At 64.1% G+C, this 23,644-nt stretch carries 21 protein-coding genes; 2 read left to right on the top strand and 19 right to left on the bottom strand.

What is annotated here, in order from left to right:
- Positions 1–121 precede the first annotated feature (121 nt).
- On the top strand, positions 122–1,411 hold the full coding sequence (gene waaA, locus IPN92_01250) for a lipid IV(A) 3-deoxy-D-manno-octulosonic acid transferase (GenBank protein MBK8636946.1): 1,290 nt from the start codon (positions 122–124) through the stop codon (positions 1,409–1,411).
- Positions 1,412–1,462: 51 nt separating this feature from the next.
- Here the strand turns inward: waaA and hybE are convergent, their stop codons facing one another.
- From hybE to IPN92_01305, 11 genes are all read right to left on the bottom strand, one after another.
- A complete protein-coding gene (gene hybE, locus IPN92_01255) occupies positions 1,463–2,080 on the bottom strand; it encodes a [NiFe]-hydrogenase assembly chaperone HybE (protein MBK8636947.1) in 618 nt (205 codons plus the stop codon).
- Complete coding sequence (locus IPN92_01260) at positions 2,007–2,537, bottom strand: molecular chaperone TorD family protein (GenBank protein MBK8636948.1); 531 nt, start codon at positions 2,535–2,537, stop codon at positions 2,007–2,009. The genes hybE and IPN92_01260 overlap by 74 nt, the downstream gene beginning before the upstream one ends.
- A gap of 348 nt (positions 2,538–2,885) precedes the next feature.
- A complete protein-coding gene (nrfD, locus tag IPN92_01265) occupies positions 2,886–3,845 on the bottom strand; it encodes a polysulfide reductase NrfD (GenBank protein MBK8636949.1) in 960 nt (319 codons plus the stop codon).
- A 1-nt stretch (position 3,846) separates the two neighbouring features.
- Positions 3,847–4,464 (bottom strand): 4Fe-4S dicluster domain-containing protein, encoded by a 618-nt coding sequence (locus tag IPN92_01270; protein MBK8636950.1) that lies wholly within the window; start codon positions 4,462–4,464, stop codon positions 3,847–3,849.
- Between the two features lie 12 nt (positions 4,465–4,476).
- Positions 4,477–7,248, bottom strand: coding sequence for a molybdopterin-dependent oxidoreductase (locus IPN92_01275; GenBank protein MBK8636951.1), 2,772 nt, complete (start codon positions 7,246–7,248; stop codon positions 4,477–4,479).
- 191 nt (positions 7,249–7,439) lie between these two features.
- Positions 7,440–8,102 (bottom strand): protein-L-isoaspartate O-methyltransferase, encoded by a 663-nt coding sequence (locus IPN92_01280; GenBank protein ID MBK8636952.1) that lies wholly within the window; start codon positions 8,100–8,102, stop codon positions 7,440–7,442.
- Positions 8,103–8,235: 133 nt separating this feature from the next.
- Positions 8,236–8,826 carry a DUF98 domain-containing protein gene (locus IPN92_01285; protein MBK8636953.1) on the bottom strand — a complete coding sequence of 197 codons (591 nt, stop codon included), beginning with the start codon at positions 8,824–8,826 and terminating at the stop codon, positions 8,236–8,238.
- A gap of 98 nt (positions 8,827–8,924) precedes the next feature.
- The gene (locus IPN92_01290) at positions 8,925–10,367 is read right to left on the bottom strand and encodes a dihydrolipoyllysine-residue acetyltransferase (GenBank protein ID MBK8636954.1); all 1,443 of its coding nucleotides are present in this window, start codon (positions 10,365–10,367) and stop codon (positions 8,925–8,927) included.
- A gap of 54 nt (positions 10,368–10,421) precedes the next feature.
- Complete coding sequence (gene aceE / locus IPN92_01295; GenBank protein ID MBK8636955.1) at positions 10,422–13,079, bottom strand: pyruvate dehydrogenase (acetyl-transferring), homodimeric type; 2,658 nt, start codon at positions 13,077–13,079, stop codon at positions 10,422–10,424.
- 217 nt (positions 13,080–13,296) lie between these two features.
- The gene (locus IPN92_01300) at positions 13,297–13,485 is read right to left on the bottom strand and encodes a DUF2283 domain-containing protein (GenBank protein MBK8636956.1); all 189 of its coding nucleotides are present in this window, start codon (positions 13,483–13,485) and stop codon (positions 13,297–13,299) included.
- Positions 13,482–13,730 (bottom strand): DUF4258 domain-containing protein, encoded by a 249-nt coding sequence (locus IPN92_01305; protein MBK8636957.1) that lies wholly within the window; start codon positions 13,728–13,730, stop codon positions 13,482–13,484. The genes IPN92_01300 and IPN92_01305 overlap by 4 nt, the downstream gene beginning before the upstream one ends.
- Before the next feature lie 312 nt (positions 13,731–14,042).
- Here IPN92_01305 and IPN92_01310 point away from each other — a divergent pair, with 312 nt between their 5' ends.
- Positions 14,043–14,423: a DUF433 domain-containing protein gene (locus IPN92_01310; GenBank protein ID MBK8636958.1), complete on the top strand. Its 381-nt coding sequence runs from the start codon at positions 14,043–14,045 to the stop codon at positions 14,421–14,423.
- 2 nt (positions 14,424–14,425) lie between these two features.
- On the opposite strand, the gene IPN92_01315 is transcribed toward IPN92_01310, so the two are convergent.
- The 8 genes from IPN92_01315 to IPN92_01350 form a co-directional block, all read right to left on the bottom strand.
- Positions 14,426–14,986: a DEAD/DEAH box helicase family protein gene (locus IPN92_01315; protein ID MBK8636959.1), complete on the bottom strand. Its 561-nt coding sequence runs from the start codon at positions 14,984–14,986 to the stop codon at positions 14,426–14,428.
- Positions 14,987–15,084: 98 nt separating this feature from the next.
- Complete coding sequence (locus tag IPN92_01320) at positions 15,085–15,654, bottom strand: PIN domain-containing protein (GenBank protein ID MBK8636960.1); 570 nt, start codon at positions 15,652–15,654, stop codon at positions 15,085–15,087.
- Positions 15,655–16,113 (bottom strand): helix-turn-helix domain-containing protein, encoded by a 459-nt coding sequence (locus IPN92_01325; protein MBK8636961.1) that lies wholly within the window; start codon positions 16,111–16,113, stop codon positions 15,655–15,657.
- A gap of 215 nt (positions 16,114–16,328) precedes the next feature.
- On the bottom strand, positions 16,329–19,115 hold the full coding sequence (locus tag IPN92_01330) for a DEAD/DEAH box helicase family protein (protein MBK8636962.1): 2,787 nt from the start codon (positions 19,113–19,115) through the stop codon (positions 16,329–16,331).
- A 4-nt stretch (positions 19,116–19,119) separates the two neighbouring features.
- Positions 19,120–19,347, bottom strand: coding sequence for a type II toxin-antitoxin system HicA family toxin (locus tag IPN92_01335; protein ID MBK8636963.1), 228 nt, complete (start codon positions 19,345–19,347; stop codon positions 19,120–19,122).
- A gap of 3 nt (positions 19,348–19,350) precedes the next feature.
- Positions 19,351–19,566 (bottom strand): type II toxin-antitoxin system HicB family antitoxin, encoded by a 216-nt coding sequence (locus IPN92_01340; GenBank protein MBK8636964.1) that lies wholly within the window; start codon positions 19,564–19,566, stop codon positions 19,351–19,353.
- Positions 19,567–19,637: 71 nt separating this feature from the next.
- A complete protein-coding gene (locus IPN92_01345) occupies positions 19,638–20,153 on the bottom strand; it encodes a 5'-nucleotidase (protein ID MBK8636965.1) in 516 nt (171 codons plus the stop codon).
- A complete protein-coding gene (locus IPN92_01350; GenBank protein ID MBK8636966.1) occupies positions 20,150–23,416 on the bottom strand; it encodes a DUF1156 domain-containing protein in 3,267 nt (1,088 codons plus the stop codon). Before IPN92_01350 ends, IPN92_01345 begins: the two co-directional genes overlap by 4 nt.
- Positions 23,417–23,644: the final 228 nt, after the last annotated feature.

Here is a 23,644-nt window from a genome sequence, read left to right on the forward strand (position 1 = left end):
CCCCACCCCACCCCATTCCCGCCACCGCCGCGCCGCGCCGCGCCCGCGAAAATCCCCGTCGGGCCCCTGTGCTAGACTGCCGTCCCTCCGCTTGCACCTAACAAATTAAGGGGTGTCGCCCTTGAACCAGCTCTACAGCCTGCTGCTCTATCTGGCCCTGCCCTTCGCCCTGCTGCGGCTCCTGTGGCGGAGCTGGCGTGCCCCGGCCTATCGCTACCGCTGGCGGGAGCGGCTCGGCTTCTATGGTGATCAGCCCCTGGCGGCCGGGCTCTGGATTCATGCCGTTTCGGTGGGGGAAACCCAGGCCGCCGCCCCGCTCATCAAATATTTCCTCGATGAGCACCCCGATCTGGGGGTCATGGTCACCACCACCACGCCGACGGGGTCCGAGCGGCTGCGCGCCCTCTTCGAGGATCGGGTCCGTCATGTCTATGTCCCCTTTGACTTACCCGCCATTCTCGATCGCTTCCTGGATCGGGTCGGGCCCCACCAGGTCTTGGTCATGGAGACCGAGATCTGGCCCAACATGCTGCGCGTCTGCCAGCGGCGCGGTATCCCGGTGATCCTGGGCAATGGTCGCCTCTCCGCCCGCTCCGCCCGGGGCTATGGGCGCCTGGGCCGCTTCGCCCGTGAGACCTTCTCGCGCCTCTCCCTGGTCGCGGCCCAGACCAGCGCCGACGCCCAGCGCTTCATCGAGCTGGGCGTGCCGGCGGAACGGGTAAAGGTCACGGGCAGCATCAAATTCGACCTGCGCCAGCCCGCGAGTCTGGAGGATAGCGCCGAGTTCATGCGCCGCTTCTGGGGCACCGAGCGACCGGTCTGGGTCGCGGCCAGCACCCACGAGGGCGAGGAAGAGCCCCTGCTGAAGGCGCATCGCCGGATTCTGGCGCGATGGCCCCGGGCCCTGCTGGTCCTGGTGCCCCGTCACCCGGAGCGCTTTGACCGGGTGGCCGCCCTGGCTGGGCGCCTGGGCATGACCCCGGTGCGCCGCTCCACGGGCCTGGGTTGTGGACCGGACGATGCGGTATTCCTGGGGGACACCATGGGCGAGTTGCCGGTCCTGATCGCGGCGGCGGACGCGGCCTTTATCGGTGGGAGCCTGGTGCCGGTGGGCGGGCACAATCTGCTGGAGGCGGCGGCGGCGGGGGTACCCGTGGCCATCGGCCCTCATGCCTTCAACTTCGCCCAGATCACGGAACTCCTGGTTCGGGAAGGCGCGGCGGTGCAGGTGACGGATGCCGATGCCCTGGCCGGCCTTATGATCGACTGGCTCGGTGACGCCGCGGCGCGGGCGCGCCTGGGCGAGCATGGCCGGCGGGTGGTAGCGCGCAATCGCGGGGCCCTCCAACGCCTCATCGCGCTGGTGGAGACCCTGGACCCGGCGCTTTCCGTTTCAAGCCCTGGCGTGTGAGGAGGCGCGCGAGATCCGAACCGCCGAAGCGGTAGCGGAGTCGCGATCGCTTCAGACCCTGAACCGGGCGAACAACTCCCGCCGGGACACCTCTTTCTGCAAGGGGCAGTCCCGCCGGGCCTTCTCCATATTTTCATCACGGGTACGAATGACCTGGCCCCAGGCCTCGAAAACGGCCTCGGCGTTCGGGTAGGTCTCCATGTCGAGGCAAAGGGGCTGCAGAAGAAAGTGGCCCAGATCCCGGTGGTAGCTCAGATGGGCTTGCTGGGACTGGCCGAGGAGCGAGAAGAGAATACGCGGACCCAGCACCTGGTAGGGGGCGTTCGCCCGTTCCGGCGCCGACCAGCCACCCGGCAGGGCGAGGGACGGGGAGCGGTCGGGAAAGAGCAGGCGCGCGAGCATCCAGGGGGTGAGGAGCAGCAGGACTCGCCAGTCTTCGACCCGGCGCAGGGCCCGCTGCTGAATGTCGAGGTCGGGATTCAGGCTAGGATCGCCCTGGAGCTGGTCACGCAGAATGGCCTGGTGAACCCCCAGCACCGCCGCGGAGAGGGCGTCGTCCTCCGCAAGCTCCGGCGGGCAAAGTACCCATGGCTTGTCAGGCAAGTTCCTCCTCCCCACAGAGCCCTTCCAGCCGTGCCCCCAGGAGGCGGTAGAGTTCAAACTCGCCATGGATCTGGAGATCCCGGGCAAAGCGGGGAAGCCAGCGTTGCAGATGCGCGCCCCATAACTCCCCGAGAATCTCCTCCGCATCGCCCCGCTCCTCAAGCAGGGCCAGGCATTCGAGTAAGGTACCCAGGTAATCGGCGGGCGCCAACCGGGCCCCCAGGCCCGCCCGGTGGTAGAGGGCATCCAGGTCCGAGGCGGCGGTCCCGCCCATCTGGCCCTGCCGATAGGCCGATTCGAAGGGGGGGCAAGGGGTCTTGGGGTAACCGCTCAGGAAGAGACGGGTGTGCTCGCCCTGCCACTGTTCCAGGGTTCTGGGCGCCAGATCCTCAATGGCGGGCGACAACCAGGGAGCCACCGGCAGCAGGTCGCGCAGGGCGTCGAGGGCGTCGTCCTCCGGGAACGCCAGCAGGGCGGAGAGGATATAAAGCTGCCGTGGATCACGATAGCGGTCGGTGGTCATGGTCGGGTCTTTCCATCGAAAAGAAGCTTGATAGGTATTTAAGAAGATACTAAACTAATGGAGCTCACCTCACTCAATCACCCACGGAGAACTTTGGGAGAATCCCATGGAAAATTTGCTTGGTTTTGCCAGTTCCGGAGCCGGCCTGCTGTTTGTGTTTGCGCTGTATCTCGGCGGTGCCGGCGTGGTCCTCAAGCTTGCGGATCGGCTAGTGCCGCGTAAGCGTGGCGAATGATAGCCCGCATCCTTCGCCACCTATCCTTACCAAGATCCAGGCCATCGGCCGCCCGCGACGGCGGTCGGTGGCTTGATGGCATCCTATTGGCCTCCTGACCCAGTTCCCGCCCCCTACCAGGGATAAGCATAGATCCCTGCGTACATGAAGTAGTGCCGCAACAGGTAGCCGCCCATCAGCACCAAAACCGAGGCGGTGATGATCGGCACATGGCTCGTCCAGCCCTTGACCACCCCCCAGAGTTCCAGAAAGAAAGGCACGATCAGGCCAAAGCCGATAAAGCCAATCAGCCACCCCAGGTCGGTAAAAAGCAGCTCCCAGGAGCGCATGGCCGACTCCGACCCGCGTTTGAGGTAGAAGTAAAAGGAGAAGAGGATCACCAGCTCGGTGGAGATCAGCACCAGATCGATGCGCTCGTAGAGTAGCCGGATGCGAGTGTCCTCCGCGTCCTTGATGACGGTGTACATGATCAGGAGCAGGAAGGCCATGGCGGTCGAGAAGGCCGACACCGTAAAGAGCAGCGGCACGCCCGGATTGGCCCATAGGGCCACGGCGGGGAAGGACTGCAGCAGCAGGCCGGTATAAACCGTTACCCCCACGCCGTTGATCACCGCCAGCCAGCCGACGAATTTGCGGAAGCGGGCCACCGCTCCACAGATCTTGATCACCAGACCCCATTCCAGCACCTTGCCGACCAGCGGCAGACGGGTAAGGAAGGGCGTTTCGCGGGCATAGGGCAGGGCATAGAGCACCCCCCAAACCATCATCCAGATGATGAACTGGGTGCCCCAGGCGATCCATGCGTCGGGTTTATTGAGAAAAACCAGCGGATTAAGTATGTGGATCGCCGCCAGGTGGTGTAACAGGTGGCCGAACAGCATCAAGGAGCCGATGGCCAGCAGGACGACACCCGCGCCCGCGCCCCATATCACCAGATTGCGGTGGGGCTTGAGGTACATATCGGTGAGGAAGGTAACCGCCAGGGTCGCGGCGCCCAAGCCGCCGGTATAAAGATAGACGGCCAGCCACCAGGTCCAAAGGTTCTGCGTCTCATAACTCATGGTGACGTCCATCTCAGCCCCTCCGCTTGAGGTCATCAATGTAAAACACGTTAGGGCGGGTGCCGATGTGGGGCATCAGGGGCCTGGCTACCCCACTGGCCACCATTTGCGCCACGGGGTCCTGGGGGTCGTCCAGATTGCCGAACAGGCGGGCCGAGCCGACGCAGGTCTCCACGCAGGCCGGCTTGAGCCCCTTTTCCACCCGATGGTCGCAGAAGGAGCATTTATCCATGCTAGGGCTGGAGCGCCGGTAGTCCGAGCCATAAAACTCCTCACCCAGGGCCACGTCCGCGTAGGTGATGGCGACGCGGGCATGGTAGGGGCAGGCCATGGCGCAGGCGCCGCAGCCCATGCATCGATCCTGGTCCACCATGACGATGCCGTTAACCTTTTTGTAGGTGGCCCCGGTGGGGCAGACGCTCATACAGGGCGGATTGTCACAGTGGTTACAGAGGCGCGGGAAAAAGCGCCGGTGGACGTTGCTTCCCACCCCGATCTCCTTGTCGTGGACATAGGTGCGCCACTTGTGATCGTCCCAGACGGGGGTCTGGTTCTCCAGGGCGCAGGCGGCCATGCAGGCATTACAGCCCACGCAGGTGTTGAGGTCGATGACCATGGCATAGTGAGTCATTGTCTATCCTCCTTAAACCTTGGCTACCCGGATCGTGAACTCCTGGGAGCGGAAACCCGCCACCACCGGCTCGACCTGGTAGGGGATCAGTTTGTTGGTAGCCGTGCCATCCCCGTGGGTTCGGGAGAGCGCCTTGTTTTCGACCCCGAAGGAGGAGTAAATAAAGAGGGTATCGGGATGCACCAGGCGCGTGACGTGGGCATGTCCGCCGGTTACCTGCCCCGATTTGGCGTTGGTGAGCCGGATGGGATCGCCGTTGTGGATGTCCAGCTTGGCCGCCCGCTCGGGATGTATCCAGACGCCTTTGTAAATATCCTTCTTGAACTGATTGATGCCCGCCAGCACCGGGTTGTTGCTGTTGGTGGAGCCGTGGGAGACGGTGGGGGTCTTGCCGTAGGCGAAGAAAAATTCATCCGCCGCGAGGGCGATCGTCGCGGGCTCGCCATCCCGGTACTCCGGCGGGATCCAGGTCGCCAGGACACTGAAGTTCGGTTCGGTATGGCCCCCATCCCGCAGGCTGCGCATCAGCCCACTGTAGAACTCCACCCGGCCGCTGTCCGTAGGTACCGGCATCCGCCGTGGCATGCTCCAGTGTTCGAGGATTTTTGCCTTCTCCTCCTCCAGATACACCCCCTTGTCACGCAGGACCGCATCGATCGCCTCGGGGGTGGTCCCGAGGCGCGCCGCCGTTTGGGCAAAGGAGACCCGGCGGCAGGCGGCGGCAAAGGCGCCCTTCTTCTGGGTCTTCTGGAGTTCCGCGTAGGCCTCATTGACCGGTGCGGCCTTGAGCCCGGTCAGTTTCTCCACCCAGTCGAGAAAGCCGTCCCGGTTACCACTGATGACCTCGGTCATTTTCAGGAGGATGTCCGCGGTTTCCTCGGTGTCATAGAGGGGGTCGATGGCGGCATAGCGGGTGGTCAGGGCGAGATCGTGGTTGACCCCGTTGCCGTAGAGGGTGGGTTCATTCCGTTCGAGGTAGGTGGTGTTAGGCAGGATGACGTCCGCGTAAGGGGCCGTATCCGAGGGCAGCACCTCCACCATGACCACCAGGGCCACATTCGGGTGGCTGAGGGTCTCCTTCCAGTAGCTGTCGGGATAGTAATGACGGACCGGATTGGCGGCGTTGATGATGAAGGCGCGGGTCAGGTAGGGCTCGCCCTTGAACTGGAGCTTGCCTTCCACCGATTCGCGCAGTCCTGAATCGGTCATCACCGGCAGGGCCACGTTGAAGCGGCCAGCCGCCTTTTCCTGGGCGTTCCAGGCCCAGGCAAAACCTGGCTTGCCATGGGAAAAATTATCGCCCTGGGATACGGCCCCGATCACCATCTTGGCAAAGGCCATGCCCGCGAGGTTGGCGAGAGGGGCGCCCATCTCATAGCCCTCCTCCATGGCCTCATACATCAGGTGGGCCTTGTGGTGGAGTTCGCCGGAATTCATCCAGCCGCCCACCGAGTCAATGCCGCCGATGAGGGCCTGCACCATGGCCTGCACCCGCCGCAGCATCATGATGTTGCCAAAACGGGCCCCATGCCAGCCTGGATCGACGATGGCGGGGCGCGTGTTGCCAAACTCATGGGCGATACGGCTGATGGTCTCGGCGCTAATCCCCGTGATCTCCGCCGCCCACTCGGCCGTATAGGGGGCGAGTTCCTCGAGCTGGACCTGGAAGACCGTCTTGACCGGCCGACCCTCCAGGCTGAAGCCCGGGGGGACCCGGAGACCGGGGGAGAAGGTGCGCCCTTCGTGGTCCTTGTGGTTCTGGTTGCTGAATTTTTTCAGGGTGCGCGGGTTGCCGGTGTCCTCTTCCACCGCCAGGGGGCGGCCCTCCGCGTCCGTCACCAGTTGCCACTCGCCCTTATCGTCCTGGGTCATCAGAAAGGGCAGGTTGGTGTGACGCCGGATGAACTCGGCATCGTAGAGCCGCTCCGCCATCAAGATCCGCATCAGCGCCAGCATGAAGGCCAGATCGGTACCGGGGCGGATCTGAATCCACTCGTCCGCCTTGGCCGCGGTCTCCGAGCAGCGCGGGTCCAGGGCCACGATCTTGGCCCCATTCTTCCGCCCCTGGGCGAAGCGCACCATGCGACAGGTGGATACGGCGCCGATGGAGGCGTTGTTACCCACCAGCAGGATGTACTTGGCGTGGTCGAAGTCGGGCATGACTTCGTCATGGATGTTGAAGTTGCCCGTGACCAGATCGGTACCCAGGTGGCCCGTGGTAACGCAGTGCTGCATGGGCGAGGCGACGATGTTAGGCACCTGGTTGGCCATGGCGAAGGGCACGGCCCAGTTCATGTAGAAGACGCAGGAAGTCCAGCCACCCACCATGGTCCACTCCCAGGGTTGGATCTGGGCGGCGGCCTGCTTTTTGGCGATGTAGTCCCAGGCCTCTTCCCAACTCGCCTGGCGGAATTTGTACTCCCCGCGCTGGCTGCCCTCGACCCGGATGAGCGGGGTCTTGATGCGGTCGGTATCGTAGGTCTGGCGCAGTCCCGCCTGGCCCCGGGCGCAGATCTTGCCGCGATTGAGGGTGGAGTTGGGATTGCCGTCCAGCTTGACAATGCGTTTGTCGCCGCCCTTGGTATGGGTCGTGACGCGCAGGTTGCAGAGCGATGAGCAAAAATTACAGATGCTATAGCTCACTTCCTCCTTCACCTCATCATCCGAGGCGAGCGCCTGGCTCACCAGGGTCGAGAGGGGAGAAAGCAGGCCAAAACCAGCGGTTCCGTAACCGGTGGATTTCAGAAAGGCACGACGAGAAAGACGCGGTAGGCTCCAGGCCATGACGGGAAACTCCTCTGGGGGATGCTGCCCGGGATATACGGCGACCGGGTTCTTTTTTTATGGTGGGTCGCCCTGGTACGGCATCGAGCGAGGTGATGGAGCCGAGCCCCATCCTGGTTCGAATGTTACTGGTCTGTTACGAAAATGCCTTGATAAATGTCAATGGAACCGCTCATCCCCGCTGGAAAAGGCTAAAAAACGAACTTTTCAGGCTCCGGGGCCTTGGCCAGGGCCGGGACAGAGGTCTCGAACAGGGCCTGGCGGCTGAAGCCCTCGGGGCCATGGGTCACCAGGGTCGCCTGCATGGCCGGTTCCAGGCCGACGATGGCGAAGAGGCGGCCGTGGGGGGCGAGTTGCGCCTCCAGACCCTCCAGGGCGCTGGCATCCGGCAGGGAGCCGGTGACGGCGATGACATCGAAGGGTCCGCCATCGATGTGGCCGGCGAGGCCGTCGCCTTCCCGTATCTCCGGGTGACGCGGGTCCACCTCGGCCAGATTCTGGCGCGCCAGGGCGGCAAGGTCCGGGTCGATCTCCAGGCTGATGACGGCGTCTCCCAGGTGGCTCAGGCAGGCGGTGAGATAGCCGCTACCCGTGCCGATCTCCAGAATCCGGTCATCGGCGGCGATGGACAGGGCTTGCAGTAGGCGGGCGACGATCTTGGGGGCGAGCATGGCCTGGCCCTCGCCCAGGGGGATCTCGATGTCGGCGTAGGCCAGACCGCGATAGGCCGCGGGGACGAAGCGCTCGCGGGGGATGGCGGCCAGGGTTTCCAGCACCCGGTGGTCGTTGACGTCCCAGGGACGGATCTGTTGCTGGACCATGTTGAAGCGGGCGGTGTCGAGGCTGGTATCCATCGCGAGTCCTAATCTGATTGAATGGCCGGAATGGCGCGGACGGGCAGAGGTGCTTCGCCCGGTGGGTGTCCGGGCCTGCCGTCGGCAAGTCTTGCCAAGACTACGGATTTCCGCTCCGCTGGGCAAGCCGTCCTCATACCCCGGCGTAGAGCGCCAGCGGAAAGCTTTCGGTAATGAGGATGACCGGCGCCCCGGCGATGATGATGCGGTAGGTGCGAAAGACCCGCTCCTCGCCGGGGTCCGGATGATCGATGCCGATCTCCATGACCTCGCGATAACTCTCCAGGCCACTGTCCCGGATCAGGACGCCAATCCCGATCTCGCGGTCGATGAGGCGCTGGCGGAAGGCCGCGGGGATCAGGTCGGCGCGGATGACCGAAAAGGCCTCGGCATAGGTTTTGCCGCTATCGATCCCCTGCAAATGGGCCAGGCGGATCAGTATCTTGTCCCCGGTCCCGACTCCTAGCCAGTCCAGGGGGCGTTCCGCCGTCCAGAAATCCTGCTCCAGGGTGCGCACCTCCACCGGCTCCCAGAAATAGGCCTCCAGGATTTTGGTGACGGTGCCGTCGGTAACCAGCAGGGCGCGCAGGAAGGGGGGCAACTCGGCCAGGGGCAGACGCCGACCGCAGGCCCGGGTCAGGGCGCCGTCGCGTAGAAAGCCCTCGGTGCGAAAGCGGTTGGCCTCCTCCGACAGGGCGGATTTATCGTAATAACGCTCGACCACCTTGGATATGGGCCTGGCTGAGGGTCGCAATGGCCAGGGATTATAGCGAGGCCCGTGACCACCCGCGCGGCCATCGATTGGACCAAGCTGTTCGGGGCCTACAACAGCAGGCGCCGGATATCCCCCAGCAAGTCACCCAGCAGGCGGGTGAAGCGCGCCCCCTCGGCGCCGTCGATGACGCGGTGGTCGTAGGAGAGGGACAGGGGCAGCATGAGGCGGGGGACGAAGGTCGCGCCCTGCCAGACCGGTTTGAGGCTGGCGCGGGAGACGCCGAGGATGGCGACCTCGGGGGCATTGACGATGGGGGTGAAGGCGGTGCCACCAATGCCACCCAGGCTGGAGATGGAGAAGCAACCGCCCTGCATGTCGCCGGGAAGCAGTTTGCCATCCCGGGCCTTGGCGCCCAGGTCCATCAGCTCCAGGGCCAGATCCTGAATCCCCTTCTTGTCCACCTGGCGAACGACCGGGACCACCAGGCCCCTGGGGGTTTCCACGGCGACGCCAATGTGGGTGTAGTGCTTAATCACCAGGCTTTCGCCGTCGGGCGTCAGGGATGATTTGAAGTTAGGCATGCGGTTCAGGGCGGTGGCGACGGCCTTGAGCAGAAAGGGTAGGAAGGTGAGCTTAATACCCTCGGCCGTGGCGGCCGCCTGTTGCGCCTTGCGGAAGGCCTCCAGCTCGGTGATGTCCGCCTCGTCGAATTGGGTGACATGGGGCACCGAGAGCCAGGCCCGATGCAGGTGCCGCCCGCTCAGCTTCTGAATCCGGGAAAGCTCCCGGATCTCCACCGGGCCAAACCTGGCGAAATCCACCTCGGGGGCCGGCGGCAGGGCAAAGGGCAGGGTGCTGGCGGTGGGCGCCGCCGCCCCCTGGGTCAGGGTCTGCTTGACGTAGCCCTGAACGTCCTCCTTGAGGACCCGGCCCTTGAGCCCCGAGCCCTTGACGAAGGTCAGATCGACACCCAGCTCCCGAGCGAAGCGGCGCACCCCGGGGCTGGCGTGGGTCTTGCGGCCCTTGGCAATGGCCGCCAACTCCTCGGGGCGGGGTAGCACCGGGGCCAGGCGACGCTCGACCTCCCCGGGGGCACGTGACGCTGGCGCGGGACGCGCGTCCTGGTCCAGGTAGTCCGCGGCTTCCCCGTCGGTCCCCCCTCCCCCCTCGCGGGGGAGGGCTGGGGAGAGGGGGGGAGAGGGTAACCCGGACGCGTCCTGTTTCGGGACGGGTGGCGCAGCCTCAGCGTCAGGCCCTGCGGGTCGCTCTCCGGCAGCCGGACCGGGCGCCGTCGGCCCACCCGCCTCCTCACCCACTTCGAGCAACAGGATCAGGTCGCCCGGGTTCAGCTTCTGGCCGAGGGCGACCTTGATCTCCCGTACCTCGCCACCCCGGGGGGCGGGGATATCCATGGTCGCCTTATCGCTCTCCAGGGTGAGCAGGGATTGCTCCTTCTCCACCCGGTCGCCCGGGGCCACCAGGATCTCGATGATCTCGACATTGGCGAAGTCGCCGATATCGGGCAGTGTTACTTCATGAATTGTTGGCACGTCGCATTCTCCCCAAGCCGCACAGTCCCGCCTTATTCACCTGGTCCCCTTGCGTCAGACCGTCGCCGGATTGGGCTTTTCCGGATCGATGCGGTACTTGTCGATGGCCTCCCGGACCCGACTGGCGGGGATCTCGCCCTCGTCCGCCAGGGCCTTAAGGGCGGCGACCGCGATATAGCCCCGATTTACCTCGAAGAAGCGGCGCAGTTGGCTGCGCATATCGCTCCGCCCGAAGCCATCGGTGCCCAGCACCTGATACGGCTGGGCGAGGTAAGGCCGGATCTGTTCGGCGTAAGCCCGGACATAGTCGGTAGCGGCGATGACGGGCCCCGGGGCCCCCGCCAACTGCTCGCTAACGTAGCATTGCCGGGGGCTCGCGGTCGGGTGGAGCATGTTCCAGCGTTCCACATCGACCCCGTCGCGCTTGAGTTCGTTGAAGCTGGTCACGCTCCAGACATCCGCCAGGACGCCGAAGTCCGCCTCCAGCAGGTCCGCCGCCGCCAGCACCTCGCGCAGAATGGCGCCGGAGCCGAGCAACTGGACCCGCAAGTCGCCCTCGTCGGCCGCCGACCTGACCCGGTAGAGGCCACGCAGGATGCCCGCCTCGGCGCCCGCGGGCATGGGCGGCTGGACATAGTTCTCGTTCATGGCGGTCAGGTAGTAGAAGCGGTTCTCCTGCTCCTGGAACATGCGCCGCAGGCCATCCTGGATGATCACCGCCAACTCGTAGCCGTAGGCGGGGTCATAGGTCACGCAGTTGGGGATGGTCGATGCCACCAGGGGGCTGTGGCCGTCCTGATGCTGGAGGCCCTCGCCGGCCAGGGTGGTACGCCCGGCGGTGGCGCCGATGAGGAAGCCCCGGGCCCGCATGTCCCCCGCCGCCCAGGCCAGGTCGCCGATGCGCTGGAAGCCGAACATGGAGTAAAAGATATAGAAGGGGACCATGGCCTCGCCGTGGTTGGCGTAGGCGGTGGCGGCGGCGATCCAGGACGACATGGCCCCGGCCTCGTTGATGCCCTCCTCCAGGATCTGCCCCTGCTGGTCTTCCCGATAGGACATGATCTGATCGGCGTCAACCGGCTCGTAGAGCTGACCGACGGAGGAGTAGATGCCGAGCTGGCGGAACATGCCCTCCATGCCAAAGGTGCGGGCCTCGTCCGGGACGATGGGCACCACCCGTTTGCCCAGGGTCTTGTCGCGCAGGATGAGGGAGAGGATGCGCACCAGGGCCATGGTGGTGGACATCTCCTTGTCGCCGGAGCCGTCCAGCAGGGGCTTGAAGAACTCCAGGGCCGGCGTTTCCAGGCGCGGGGCTGACTCGATCCGGGCCGGCAGATAGCCGCCCAAGGCCTCGCGCCGCTCCTGCAGGTACTTGAGTTCCGGGCTATCCACGGCGGGCATGTAGAAGGGCGCCTCGCCGATCCGGTCGTCCGGAATCGGGATGTTGAAGCGGTCACGGAAGGCCTTGAGGGCCGCCTCGCCCATCTTCTTCTGGGAATGGGTGATGTTCATGCCCTCCCCGGCCACCCCCATCCCATAACCCTTGACCGTCTTGGCCAGGATCACCGTCGGCTGGCCCTTATGCTTGACCGCGGCCTGGTAGGCGGCATAGACCTTGATGGGATCGTGGCCACCGCGATTCAGGCGCCAGATGTCCTCGTCCGTCAGGGAGGCGACCATGTCCGCCAGTTCCGGGTACTTGCCGAAGAAATGCTGGCGGGTGTAGGCCCCGCCCTTGGCCTTGTAGGCCTGATAGTCGCCATCCAGGCACTCCTCCATGCGCTTGAGCAGCAGGCCCTGTTTGTCGCGGGCCAGGAGGGGGTCCCAGTAGCTGCCCCAGATCACCTTGATGACGTTCCAGCCCGCGCCCCGGAAGTCCGCCTCCAGCTCCTGGATGATCTTGCCATTGCCGCGCACCGGACCGTCCAGGCGCTGGAGATTGCAGTTGACCACGAACACCAGGTTGTCCAGCCGCTCCCGCGCCGCCAGGGAGATGGCGCCCAGGGACTCGGGCTCGTCCATCTCGCCATCGCCCAGGAAGGCCCAGACCCGGCGGCCCTCGGTGTTCACCAGGCCCCGGTGATGCAGATAGCGCATGAAACGCGCCTGGTAAATGGCCATGAGGGGACCGAGCCCCATGGAGACGGTCGGGAATTGCCAGAAGTCCGGCATCAGCCAGGGGTGGGGATAGGAGGAGAGGCCGTTGCCGTCCACCTCCTGGCGGAAGTGGTAGAGCTGCTCCTCGCTGATGCGGCCCTCCAGAAAGGCGCGCGCATAGACGCCCGGGGCGGCATGGCCCTGAAAGAACACCAGGTCACCACCATGATCCTTGGAGCGGGCCTGGAAAAAGTGGTTATAACCCACGTCCACCAGGGTCGCCGAGGAGGCAAAGGTCGAGATGTGCCCGCCCAGTTCCGTGGAGAGGCGGTTGGCCTGCACCACCATGGCCATGGCGTTCCAGCGCACGAAGGAGCGGATGCGCCGCTCCATGGCCCGGTCGCCGGGAAACTTTTCCTGCCGGGTGATGGGGATGGTATTGAGATAGGCCGTGTTGGCGCTGAAGGGCAGATAGGCCCCGGAGCGGCGCGCCTTGTCGATCAGGCTTTCGAGCAGGAAATGCGCCCGCTCCACGCCCTCGTTCTCCAGCACCGCCTCCAGGGCATCCAGCCACTCCTGGGTCTCCTGAGGATCGATGTCGGGTTTGTTGCTCATGGGCCTTCCTGTAACGGGGGCGGACGCCGTCACGCGGCGGACACCGGGAACAATTTCGGCGGATTATAGCGCCAGAAGCCTTCTTTAATACTTAAAATTTAAGTAAACAATAAACAGGATTGAGGGGGGTAGTGCCCAAATCGGTAGGATAGCGGCAACTTTATGCTTTTATTAACAGCATGTTAGAAAAAATTGGTCCTACGCATTGGGGCACCACCTACGCCGCTTTGTCCAAGGGCAGAGACAGGGCACGTTTGCTCACGGACAGGATCTCGATCCCGACCAGATGCCCATCGCCGTCATAGTCGGCGATGATCCCCGGCTCGATTTCCTTGGTCGTTTCCACCTCGGTCGGAGATATCTCGAAGTAGGCGGCATCCGCTGCTGGGTCGAATTCAAGCTTCATAAGTCTTTCACCTCGTTGTCGAAGTAAGCGGTTACGATGGAAACGGGATCGACCTTCTCGTTGTATATGATGCGCAGTACCCGGAAGGCACGCTCTGGCACTGGGTAAAGGATGTGCACTAGGCTCTCATCTTCCGCGTCGTCCTCAATCCGCGCGGGGTGATCTAATGCCCGCCCAATCCATTCGACCGGAATCTTGCGCCTGATGCAGCGCTTTCTCGCATGATCGGTTAGCACATAGTCCATTCTCAGTCCCCGACCTGGCTGTTCTTGTTTTCTGCCGCCGGGATCTGCTCCGCGCCCACGTGGTAGTGCTCAAGTTTGCTTCTGGTGGTCCTAAGCGAAATCCTCGGTGAGACCGAATGGTACCCCATCGGGCAGCGGCGTTGCGCCCCCTAATGACCTGATGTGCAGGTCCGCCACCTAGGAGCCTTACGCTTCGAGCCGCCATGATTGACCCAGAGATTCCCCTCCCGGAAACAGGCCCCCAGCCCCCCGCTGGGCTGGCCGATTACCCCGGCATTGAATTACAGATCCTCTGCTGAACGGACAGCTACCATGACCGACTGGCACGGCCGCATCGTATCCGATCCCGATACTCTCTTTGGAAAACTGCGGATCAGTGGCACCCGCATGGGTGTGGCGTTCGTTCTCGATCTGCTAGCCTCCGGTTGGAGCGAGGCGCGGATTCTGGACAGCTATCCACACGTCCAACAACAGGACTTGGAGGCGGTCTTCGCCTTCGTTCGGGACCGTAGGAAGGATGAAGGCGGACCCTCTACCGCAACGCTTGGGCGACATCCCACACCCGGTGGGCCGCGAAAACCTCCTGGCCACGGTCGCGGCAGGACGCCGTCCAACATCGCCGTGATGACATCCTCGACCGGTCGATACACCGCCCGAGCGGCCCAGCCCGCACGGCGGGCCAAACAGCATTAATTCTAGGTCAACCTCGTCCGCGCCCATCCAATCGACCACCTGCCCCTTGGCCTCGCGCAATAGGCATCCCAGGCCTGGCCCATGCGCACCCAGACCGACGCGGCCGCCAGCAGGGACATCTCGGAGTCTCCCGCCACCTTTGGACTGTGGATCGGGATACGGTCCTTCAACAGCCTCGAGGCCCGCACATCGGCAACCGGCACAGGCACCTTGTGCAGGGTGTGGGGCGCCTGCTCCAGCAGGTCCGTGAAGCGCTTGGGCGTCGCCGATAGGCCGATGACCAGGGGGACCCGAATCAGGCCTGTTTCCGCATGGCCCAGCAGAAAGCGCTGGATCAGGGTCCGCGCCTCTTTGGCGAGCTTGCCGCCGGTCATACCCCGGTGCGCCTCGTCGATGACCACATAGAAGCGGTCCGGGATCGCCCGGGCGGTGTTCGAGAAAGTCGCCCAGATCGCGTGGCTGCGCCCGTCCGCCTGACGGGTAAGGCGCTTGTCCTGCCCCAACTTCTGCACGTTGATGAAGTGGATCGAGCCCGGCTCCATCTGCTCCCGGTCGAACCTCACCGTGCTAGCCTACCAGTTCGTGCAGATCCTGCGCCGCAATCTCCAGGATCATGGCATCCAGGGGAACTGGAACACCCTGCGCCAGTGGCTTCCAGTCTTCAGATCAGGTCGATCGCGTCTTCCAGAAACGCGGCAACGCCCACCAGACCCTGCCGGCGCAGGCAGTCCACGAACGCCTCGGGTGGGAACGGCGGACGTTGCAGCGCGGCGCGCTGCTGCTTAGCCACCGCGATAACGACCCCTGGCTCCAGGTCCGCCAGGTCGAGCACGAAGTCGTCTGGGTGCCGGGCGAAGATCTCAAACCCATCGAGCGTCTGCTGTGGAAAGTCCTTGAGGTTGAGGGTCACGACAGCCTGAGCGCCAGCACGAATCGCCGCCGCCAGCACATGCCGATCATCGGGGTCGGGTAGCCACAACTCCTCGATCAGGTGCTCGTACCCAGTGACCAGGCAGTCAGGAACCGCCTGATTGATCAGTTGGACGGTCCGCTCGATGCGCCTTGGATCAAGGGCTGGTTGCCTGCCCATCAGCGCGTTGACCCACTCCCGATGGATCTGATCGGTCCACCGAGCACGGAACCGCCGGGTCTGCGCCAGCCGGACCATGAGATCCCGCAACGGTGCCGGGTAGAACACGCAGGCATCGTATACGACCGAGAAGTTCGCCACCTAATAGCCCTGCCCAAGCTCCTGAGCCTCGGCGGTCAGGGTGTCGGCGGCCTCCCGGCCGGTGCGGTCAACCCGCTCCTTGTAGGCCATGAGGTCGGTGAAGCGGACCCGGCGATGGCGGCCGAGCTTGTGGAACGGCACCTCACCCGCCTCCAACTGCTTGACCAAATAGGGTCGCGAGACGTTGAGGAGGTCCGCCGCCTGTTGGGTGGTGAGCTCCGCATGCACTGGTACCAGGGAGACCGCGTTGCCCTGGGCCATCTGGTTCAAGATGTCCACCAGCATGTGGATCGCCGAGACCGGCACCGTCACATCGGTACCGCCATCAATCAAACGCAGCCGGGCCTGTTGTCCAGCACCTAGGCACGCGGCGAGCAGGCGGCTGCTCCCCGCCGCCAGACCGACCTCCTCTTCGGTCGGCAACCGCACCATCCGCGTCACACTGGCCGTTGCGTTCATCGCACCCCTCCCCTGCTTTACAGATGGGTTAAGTCTACCTGGAATATGCTAGACATTCGCAATATTCGAATCGACGGAGCTTGAAAGGTTCCCCGACGGGTCAGGCCCATCGCCTGGGATCCAAACGCCATACCTCCAGCCCCCGCGCACTGCCCGCCAGCCCCAACGCCAGCATCATCATTCGGGACCGGGGGACCTGTAATAAGCCTTGGAAACTATGTAAATTCTACCCGGCCAATCAAACGCCCATAGTATGGTTGATCGTCTTTTGTCAACCCTCGGTGGCGCAACTCGCGCTCGACTACGGACTCAACTGTTTCCAACATCCCCTGTTGCGATTCGGACTTCATCGGATCGGCGAACAGCAACTCTTCCGGTCGATGTTCCCAAGAGGGGATGCGCTGTTGGGCGGTATCCACGGCCAACCGCAGGATTGCGCGGTGAGTTTGTCTCTTGGCACCGATCCAGTCGATTGCCCATAGGGCGAGAGCGCCGGCACGATCCGTGGGGGAGCGGACAACCAAGCCAATATCTTCTGGGGCCAGAGAGCGATACTTATCCAGTAGTTTGGAGATAATCCGATGATCCAAGCCCATTAAGCTCAGACCATCGTCCGCGTTGGCATCGCCGCGCTCCGTCGAAAATACTGTTGCATGGCCTTCACCAGGAATCTTCAGACGATACCGGTGATCCCCCAACTCGTCGAAGGCCCAGCCCTCAGCCGTCGCGGCTCGCTTGACGAACAAGACAAGCTGTTTGACCGCATCGGCCGTTCCAGCCAAGGGCGCATAGTCGTCCAGACTGAACCGATCCAAATCCTGGAACAGCTCGAAAACGACATCGCGTGCCTCGGCCGCGTTGGTCATCGCCGCGTCCAGCTCGATGCGGGTGCGCTTCAGTTCTGGGTCTTGAAGGGCTGCGGCATACAGGCTCTGGTAGTTGATGCGCTCGGAGAGCTGACCGAGGATCTGGCCGCGCAGGTCCTCCGCCACATTGCCACGCTCGTCCACCTTGCCCAGCGCCTTGGCGATGTCGGCGAGCTTGTCGTCGAGCAAGAGGTAGATCCGGCCCTCGATGGTGTCGCCCAGGACCAGGTTGTAGACCTGGGCGGTGTCCCGCTGGCCATAGCGGTGGATGCGGCCGATCCGCTGCTCCACGTCCATCGGGTTCCAGGGCAGATCGAAGTTGAAAAGCACCCGAGCGTGTTGCAGGTTGATGCCCTCGCGCCCGGCCGCCGTGGCAATTAGCACCCGGGGACCGTCGGCGCGCTTGAAGCGCCGCTCGGCCGCGAGCTTGCTGCCGTGGTCACCGCCCTTCAGCACCACCACGCCCTGACCCGGATAGCGCCGCTCGATCTCGGCGCCCAGCATCTCCACGGTCCCGAGGTAGGTCGCGAAGACCACGACCCGCTCCTTCGGATTCTCGTGCCAGAGCGCCCCCAGTGCGCCCAGCAGCTTCTCGACCTTGGTCTCGGTGACATCGGGGAAGACGTTGAACAGCGCCTTGATCCGGCTGCGCTCCTCGGGCAGGGCAAAGGCCACCGCGTTCATCGCCCCGTCCTCGGCCGCGGCGGTGTCCAGTTCCTCGCTGAAGGTGTCGGAGGCCAGGGCGAGTTGGTCCTCGTCCATCTTCTTCAACAGCCGCCGCTTCAGGTCGGTGAGGATTCGATCCACCTCCAGATCGTCCATGCGCTCCTGCCCCAGCCGCCACTCGGTGCGGATCAGCCCTTGGGCCTCGCGAAAGGCCGACTCCCGCCCGTCGATGTCCAGGTTGGCGTCGCACACCAGCCCCTCCTGGACCGTGAGCGCGATGAGCCGCCGGCGCAGGGTACGGTGGACCGCCGCGAAGCTCGACGCCGCGATCTTCTGGAAGATGGTCATGACGAAGCCCAGCGCCCTGCCCTTGCCGCCCTGCTGCTTCGCCAGGGCGAAACCGTCCCTGAGGTACTCGTTGAGCGCCAGGTAAAAGCTGCGCTCCAGGTCCGACATCACAAAGGCTTCGGTATGCACCCAGCGCCGGGCAAACAGGGTCGAGCCGTCGGCCCGGCAGGCGTCCGCCTTAGTACGGCGGAACACCACCGGGTTGAGGCGGTGGCGCTGCTCGATCATCTCGTGGGGGTCCTGAAACAGGGTCGGGTCCAGGAGTTGGATCAGCTTGAAGAAGCGGAAATGGTCGCCCTGGTGGGGGGTTGCGGAGAGCAGGAGGAGATCCCGGGAGTGGTCCCGCAGGGCCTCGCCAAGCTTATAGTTCTCAGTCTTCTTGACCTTGCCGCCGGAACGATAGGCGGTCAGGTGATGGGCCTCGTCGAACACCACCAGGTCCCACATCGGGGCGTCGAGTAGCCGCTTGATCCGGGTCGGGCGCTTGAGGGTGTCGATGCTGGCGATCAGCCGATCATGGCGGGCAAAGGCGTTGCTGCGACGGTCGCTCACATCGCCCTCGCGCCCGAAGACCTCGAAGTCCAGGTTGAAGACCTCGTTCAACTCCCGGTGCCAGTTGTTCACCAGACCTGCCGGGACCACCATCAGCGCCCGCTTCAGTTCCCCCCGGCTTGCCAGCTCCCGCAGGATCAGCGCCGTCTCAACGGTTTTGCCCAAGCCCACCTCATCGGCGATCAGAAACCGCCGAGGCGAGGCGGTGGCAACGCGATGGGTCAGGACCACCTGATGGGGTAGCAGGTCGATCTTGGCGGAGGTCAGGGAAGCCGCCGACTCGGACAAGGGCAGCTCGTGGGCCTTCCAGCAGAGCCATGCCCGCAGCGCCCGCTCGCGACCGCCGCGAGCATGGGCGACGACCGTCTCGTTGTGGCTCAAGGCCGGCCGCAGGGCGGCTCTTGGCACCTGCCGCTCCCCGGCCGGGAAGAAGACCCGCGCATAATCGCCGGCCAGGGAGATGACCACCCCCTGACCGAAATCGGGATGCTGAACCCGACCGCCGGGCTGGAACCCCGCCGCCGTGCTCACAAGGCCCGGCCCAGATCGGTCATCGGCGCCATGTGGCATCCACTTAACCCTTCAGGAGGTCGAGAAAGGCATCGACCGTCAGACCCGCATGACGAATCAAGACGCGCAGGGTGCCGACCGACAGCTCCCGATGCTGGGGGATGGACAGATTCGCGCGCATCCCAGGCTTGGTCATCACCACATGGCTGCCGACCTGTCCCGCCACGGACCAACCTTGCCGCTGGAAGACGCCGACTGCTTGCTTGCCCGAAATGCCGCCCAAGCGTCCCATGGCTCAAACCGCTACCAGCATTTGGGCCTGTCCTTGTGCCTGCGGCAGTTGGCTGATCGCCTTCTGATCCTCCGCCCACAACCAGGCCACAATCGCCTCCTTGATCGCCTCCATGGCCTCGGCCTGGTCCCGGCCCTGGGACACGCAACCCGGCAGTGCGGGACACTCGGCCACGATCCAACCATCCTCGGCGGCTTCAAAAATCACATGAAAAAGCATCTTGTTACTCCCGCTATGGCATTTGCATGAGAAGGTCTTCCCCAATCGCCAGATGGACCCAACAGCCGCGATCAGGAGATCCGTGCCAGATAGAGCCCAATCCAGCGGTTCACACCCTTATCCCCAGGCTCCTCGATGCGCTGGACATCCCTGTAAGCGCCGTCCCACAGCAGGCGCGCCAAAGGCAGGCGGGGGCCCTGGTCGCCGCTGCCCAGGCGCCACTCGAAGGCCCCCTCGCCACTGTTCTCCAGCCAGCGGCCCTTGTCGGGCATCCAGAAGATCAGGGCACGGTGGCCCGCGAAGACGCTCTGGAACTCCTGGATACGCGGATACAGGACCTGCTCGATCCAGTCCTCGATGTCCGCGGGGTCCAGGGCATCCAGTGCGACATCGAGCCCGGCGACCACCAATGCCTGGTCATCGACCAGGGGCGTCTCGTCCTCCGGCCAGCCCAAGGCATCCAGGGTGAAGAAGCGCCGCAGACTGATCGCCGCGGCGACCGGCCCGATGCGGGCCAGGGCCGCCCCATCCCAGAGCACATTGATCCCGCGCCGGGTCCAGACATCATCCTCAAGCGATGCCTTCACGCCGCATCCTCCTCCAGACCGAACAGACTGAGCTGACGCTGGACCAGGGTGCGATGCTCCGCCGCCCAGCTCAGATAGCGCGTCCGGGCACTGATGGCCGCCGACTTCGCCGCGGGGTCCGGGTGATGGCGAAGCATCCAGTCCAACAGATCCCCCAGAGCCGGGTGGGGTCGGAAGTCATCGGTCAGGAGGCGCTTGGCGGACACCCCGCTCTCCGGATGGAAGGCCCCGACCAGCAACAGCGCCTGATCCAGGTCGCGATGGAGAGTCGCCGCCTTGTCGGCCCGGGCCTGGGCAAACTCGACCGCCGAGGTCCAGTAGTAGAGCTTCTTGCGCTCCAGGCACCAGCCGCGCTCGATGAAGTCGCTCGGGGCCATCCCCGTCCCACGCAGGTACTTCTGAAGCTCGTCCCGCTTGACCTCGGCCTGGCGCGCGAAGATGCGCAGGAACTGTCGGGTCAGGGGCTCGCAATTGACCGGGACCTGGGTCTGGCCCTCGGCCTCCTCGTCCAAGAGCTGGTTGATGCCGACCAAGGCCTCCTTGACCGGGAACTCGCGCCCCTGTTCGATGTAGACCTGTCCGTAATGGCGGGAGAAATACTCCAGGGCCTTACCGCGCTTAATGACCTGGATGTCCGCCCGGGGCAGGCCCTCGCGCTGGTGGTGCTCCAAGAGGTGCTGGAGCTGGCGGACATCGGCGAGGATCTGCCGGCGCAGCCTGGGCCAACTGATGGGGGTCGGCTCCTGGGTGCGCTTGCGGCAGACATGGATGATGTCGTACTCGATGGTCTTGGAGCCGAATTCGCCCTTACCCTTGGTCTCGTCGCTGCGGATGGGGTAGGTCGCCTCCAGGTAGAAGCCGGCGTCGAACAGGCTCTCCAACACATCGACCCAAGGCTCATCGTCCTTGTGGTGGAAGGTGAAGGCCAACATGCCACCGGCTTTCAGGATGCGATGGGCCTCGCGCCAGCACTGGGTCAGGATGCGCTTGTAGAAGCCGTCCGGGTCCTCGGGCTGGCGGGCCTTGTTGGAGACCGCCTCCAGGGCCTTGGGGGTGAACTCGGGGCCGAACTGCCCTGGGTATTTGTCCTTGAGGTAAAGGCGCAGCCAGACGTAGAAGAAATCCGACAGCTCGGAGTAGTGGAGCAAGCCGCTGAATGGGGGATCGGTGATGACGAGATCCTGCGACTCAAGCGCCGCCAGCTCGCCGAGGTCAGATGAGCTTCCACAGGAAACCCGCGTCGCCCGCATGACGGGATCTCTGGTGTAGACCTTTTCGCTCTTGCCGGAGAGAATCGAATGAGATAAGCCGTGGTCGGTCACCAAGCTAGATGTAGACACCATTTCCCATGGGTTGCGCATCCATGATGTACCCTCCATGACTGTTTCCCTGGCTGTAGTCCAGTTTCCGCGACCCAACTGCGGGAAGACGGCGTTCTCGATGATGTTGGATTTTGGATGGAAGTTATTGTTGCTCATCATCGGGACGAGCTTGTCGTACCCTCGATCCCAGAAGCAAAACAAGTTCTGATTCCGCAAATACTGCTGAAATGCCCCGAGCACAACCTCCTTCGTGACTTCAGAATAACCAAACGCCTGATCGATAGCCCTCAAGATCAAGGCATGCACCAAGAGTTGGCGTGCGTTGAACATGTTCCAGTAATGGGTGTACCCGTGCTGTGGCAAGGGTTGGCGTTGGTGTGTCATGTGGCCATAGGGAATCTCCGCCGTTGGCCAATAGCCGGCGAGGTCCGCCACCGATCTTTCCGTCCACTCCAGATTGGCTGCGTCCATACGGTCTATGTCATCCCGCGACACGCATTTGAAATAGCGCCCACCGTAAGGTACACCGGCTTCATCCCGTTTCAGGGAATACCCATGAATGACAAATGCTGCGATCGGTGCAGTGTCTCCAGTGCGCTGAATTGAATCAACAATTGCTTGTTGCAGCCCGCAGGTCTCCGCCATGCAGGTGAACTTGGCGTTCTGCGGGATAGTTCCCTTCACCGTATCGACGGCCGCCCCCGATCCGGGGTCGCTGATCCAATCGGGAAGCTCACCGCGCACCTCAAACAGGCGAAGGCTCGCCTGGCGACGCGCTAACCAGTCGCCGGTACGGTCGGGGTTACTCAGGGTCGAGCCGCCCAAGGGCTCTCCGTTGCCGTCCGCGCCGGCATCGCCGCGCATCCACTCGGGATGGATAAGCAGCGACAGGTCGATCTTCTTGTTCTTCCAACCGTCCTTTGGCAATTGGTTCGACCAGCCCTTCACGGACGCGATCTCGTCCCGGTGCTCGAAGCCGCAATGGGGGCAGACAAAGCGCCCCTCCGGGTCCATGACGGCAAAGGGCGCCTCGGTGTCCGCCGCAACCAATGGGCAGTCTGGCGCCATCCGGGCCGCGTGGCGCTCCAGATCGAAGGGCGAGTCACAGCCACGGCACTGGAACCCGGCCCAGGTCCTTACGCTCAGGGTTTTGATGGCGATGACGGGGGATGAGAACAGCGGCGTGCGATGCCCGCAGCCGGGGGCCGAGCAGGGTCCGTGCTTGGCCCAGAAGGTGTAGATGACCTCCGGCCCCGCGTAGCTGTACGCCTTGCGCTCCTCGGGGGTCAGGGCCAAAGGATCGAATGCCTCGTCCATGACCTCCCCGGTCTCGACGCGGGTCCAGGTGCCGCGCTCGCCCCCCGGGCCCTCGCAGGCGTAGAAGGGCATGATCTGGGGCTTGACCTCGCGCTCGATGTGGTCGAAGAGCTTCTCGACCTCGGCCAAGTCCACCTCGGCCAGTTCGTTCTTCACCACGAACCAGGCGACCGGGTTCAGGTCGTTACCAAACATCTGCATGCCCAGGCGCGCGCCCTCCACCAGGGTGGTCCCCCCGCCCATGAAGATGTCGGCCACCTTGAGGTTGCGGAAGGCGGCGTTGTCCTGGTGGTTGGCGTAATAGGCGTCCCAGACGGTCTTCGCCGCCTCCAACGGGTCGTCCGGGGCCTTGGTGGCCGCGGCAATGAGCATGGCGCGAAAGACGCTGGAGCGGCGCCGCGCCCACCACTTGGACATCTGGTAGATGGGCTTGCCGGCGTTGCCCTCGATCTGGGCGATCTGGTTGATGGGCAGGATCGGGAAGTCCACCTCCAGGCAGGTCTTGGGCCTGTTGGGGTCAGCGAAGTCTACCGATTCCAGGTGCAGCTTGCGCCCGGCACCGACGGCGGCAGCGACCAGTTCGGCGGTTTCCTCGGCCTTGGTTCTTCTCGGTTGTCTGGCCATGGCAATGCAGTCCCATTCAATGATCGATTTCGGCCGCGAATACTCGGGGCGGTTGGCTATTGCGGCGGCGTAAGGGCCACCCAGCGCCGACGCTCTATCCGTCTGGCGTCACTCTCCAATCTCGGCCAATGGCGAGGCATTGACGATCATGCGGTCAGGCACGACAGTTCCTCGCGGACCCCGGGCCGGCGCATCAGATATGCAATAAGTACATCATGGGTCTTCATG

Source organism: Chromatiaceae bacterium, from assembly GCA_016714645.1.
GTDB lineage: Bacteria > Pseudomonadota > Gammaproteobacteria > Chromatiales > Chromatiaceae > M0108.

Bases quoted from the DNA above. Each gene is read 5' to 3' on its own strand.
- IPN92_01280 (MBK8636952.1), bottom strand. From the start codon at position 8,102: ATGGATACCAGCCTCGACACCGCCCGCTTCAACATGGTCCAGCAACAG.
- IPN92_01270 (MBK8636950.1), bottom strand. From the start codon at position 4,464: ATGACTCACTATGCCATGGTCATCGACCTCAACACCTGCGTGGGCTGT.
- nrfD (MBK8636949.1), bottom strand. From the start codon at position 3,845: ATGGACGTCACCATGAGTTATGAGACGCAGAACCTTTGGACCTGGTGG.
- aceE (MBK8636955.1), bottom strand. From the start codon at position 13,079: ATGAGCAACAAACCCGACATCGATCCTCAGGAGACCCAGGAGTGGCTG.
- IPN92_01340 (MBK8636964.1), bottom strand. From the start codon at position 19,566: ATGCTTTTTCATGTGATTTTTGAAGCCGCCGAGGATGGTTGGATCGTG.
- IPN92_01310 (MBK8636958.1), top strand. From the start codon at position 14,043: ATGACCGACTGGCACGGCCGCATCGTATCCGATCCCGATACTCTCTTT.
- IPN92_01260 (MBK8636948.1), bottom strand. From the start codon at position 2,537: ATGACCACCGACCGCTATCGTGATCCACGGCAGCTTTATATCCTCTCC.
- IPN92_01300 (MBK8636956.1), bottom strand. From the start codon at position 13,485: ATGAAGCTTGAATTCGACCCAGCAGCGGATGCCGCCTACTTCGAGATA.
- IPN92_01325 (MBK8636961.1), bottom strand. From the start codon at position 16,113: ATGAACGCAACGGCCAGTGTGACGCGGATGGTGCGGTTGCCGACCGAA.
- hybE (MBK8636947.1), bottom strand. From the start codon at position 2,080: ATGGCGAGTTTGAACTCTACCGCCTCCTGGGGGCACGGCTGGAAGGGC.
- IPN92_01350 (MBK8636966.1), bottom strand. From the start codon at position 23,416: ATGGCCAGACAACCGAGAAGAACCAAGGCCGAGGAAACCGCCGAACTG.
- IPN92_01275 (MBK8636951.1), bottom strand. From the start codon at position 7,248: ATGGCCTGGAGCCTACCGCGTCTTTCTCGTCGTGCCTTTCTGAAATCC.
- IPN92_01305 (MBK8636957.1), bottom strand. From the start codon at position 13,730: ATGGACTATGTGCTAACCGATCATGCGAGAAAGCGCTGCATCAGGCGC.
- IPN92_01330 (MBK8636962.1), bottom strand. From the start codon at position 19,115: ATGCCACATGGCGCCGATGACCGATCTGGGCCGGGCCTTGTGAGCACG.
- IPN92_01335 (MBK8636963.1), bottom strand. From the start codon at position 19,347: ATGGGACGCTTGGGCGGCATTTCGGGCAAGCAAGCAGTCGGCGTCTTC.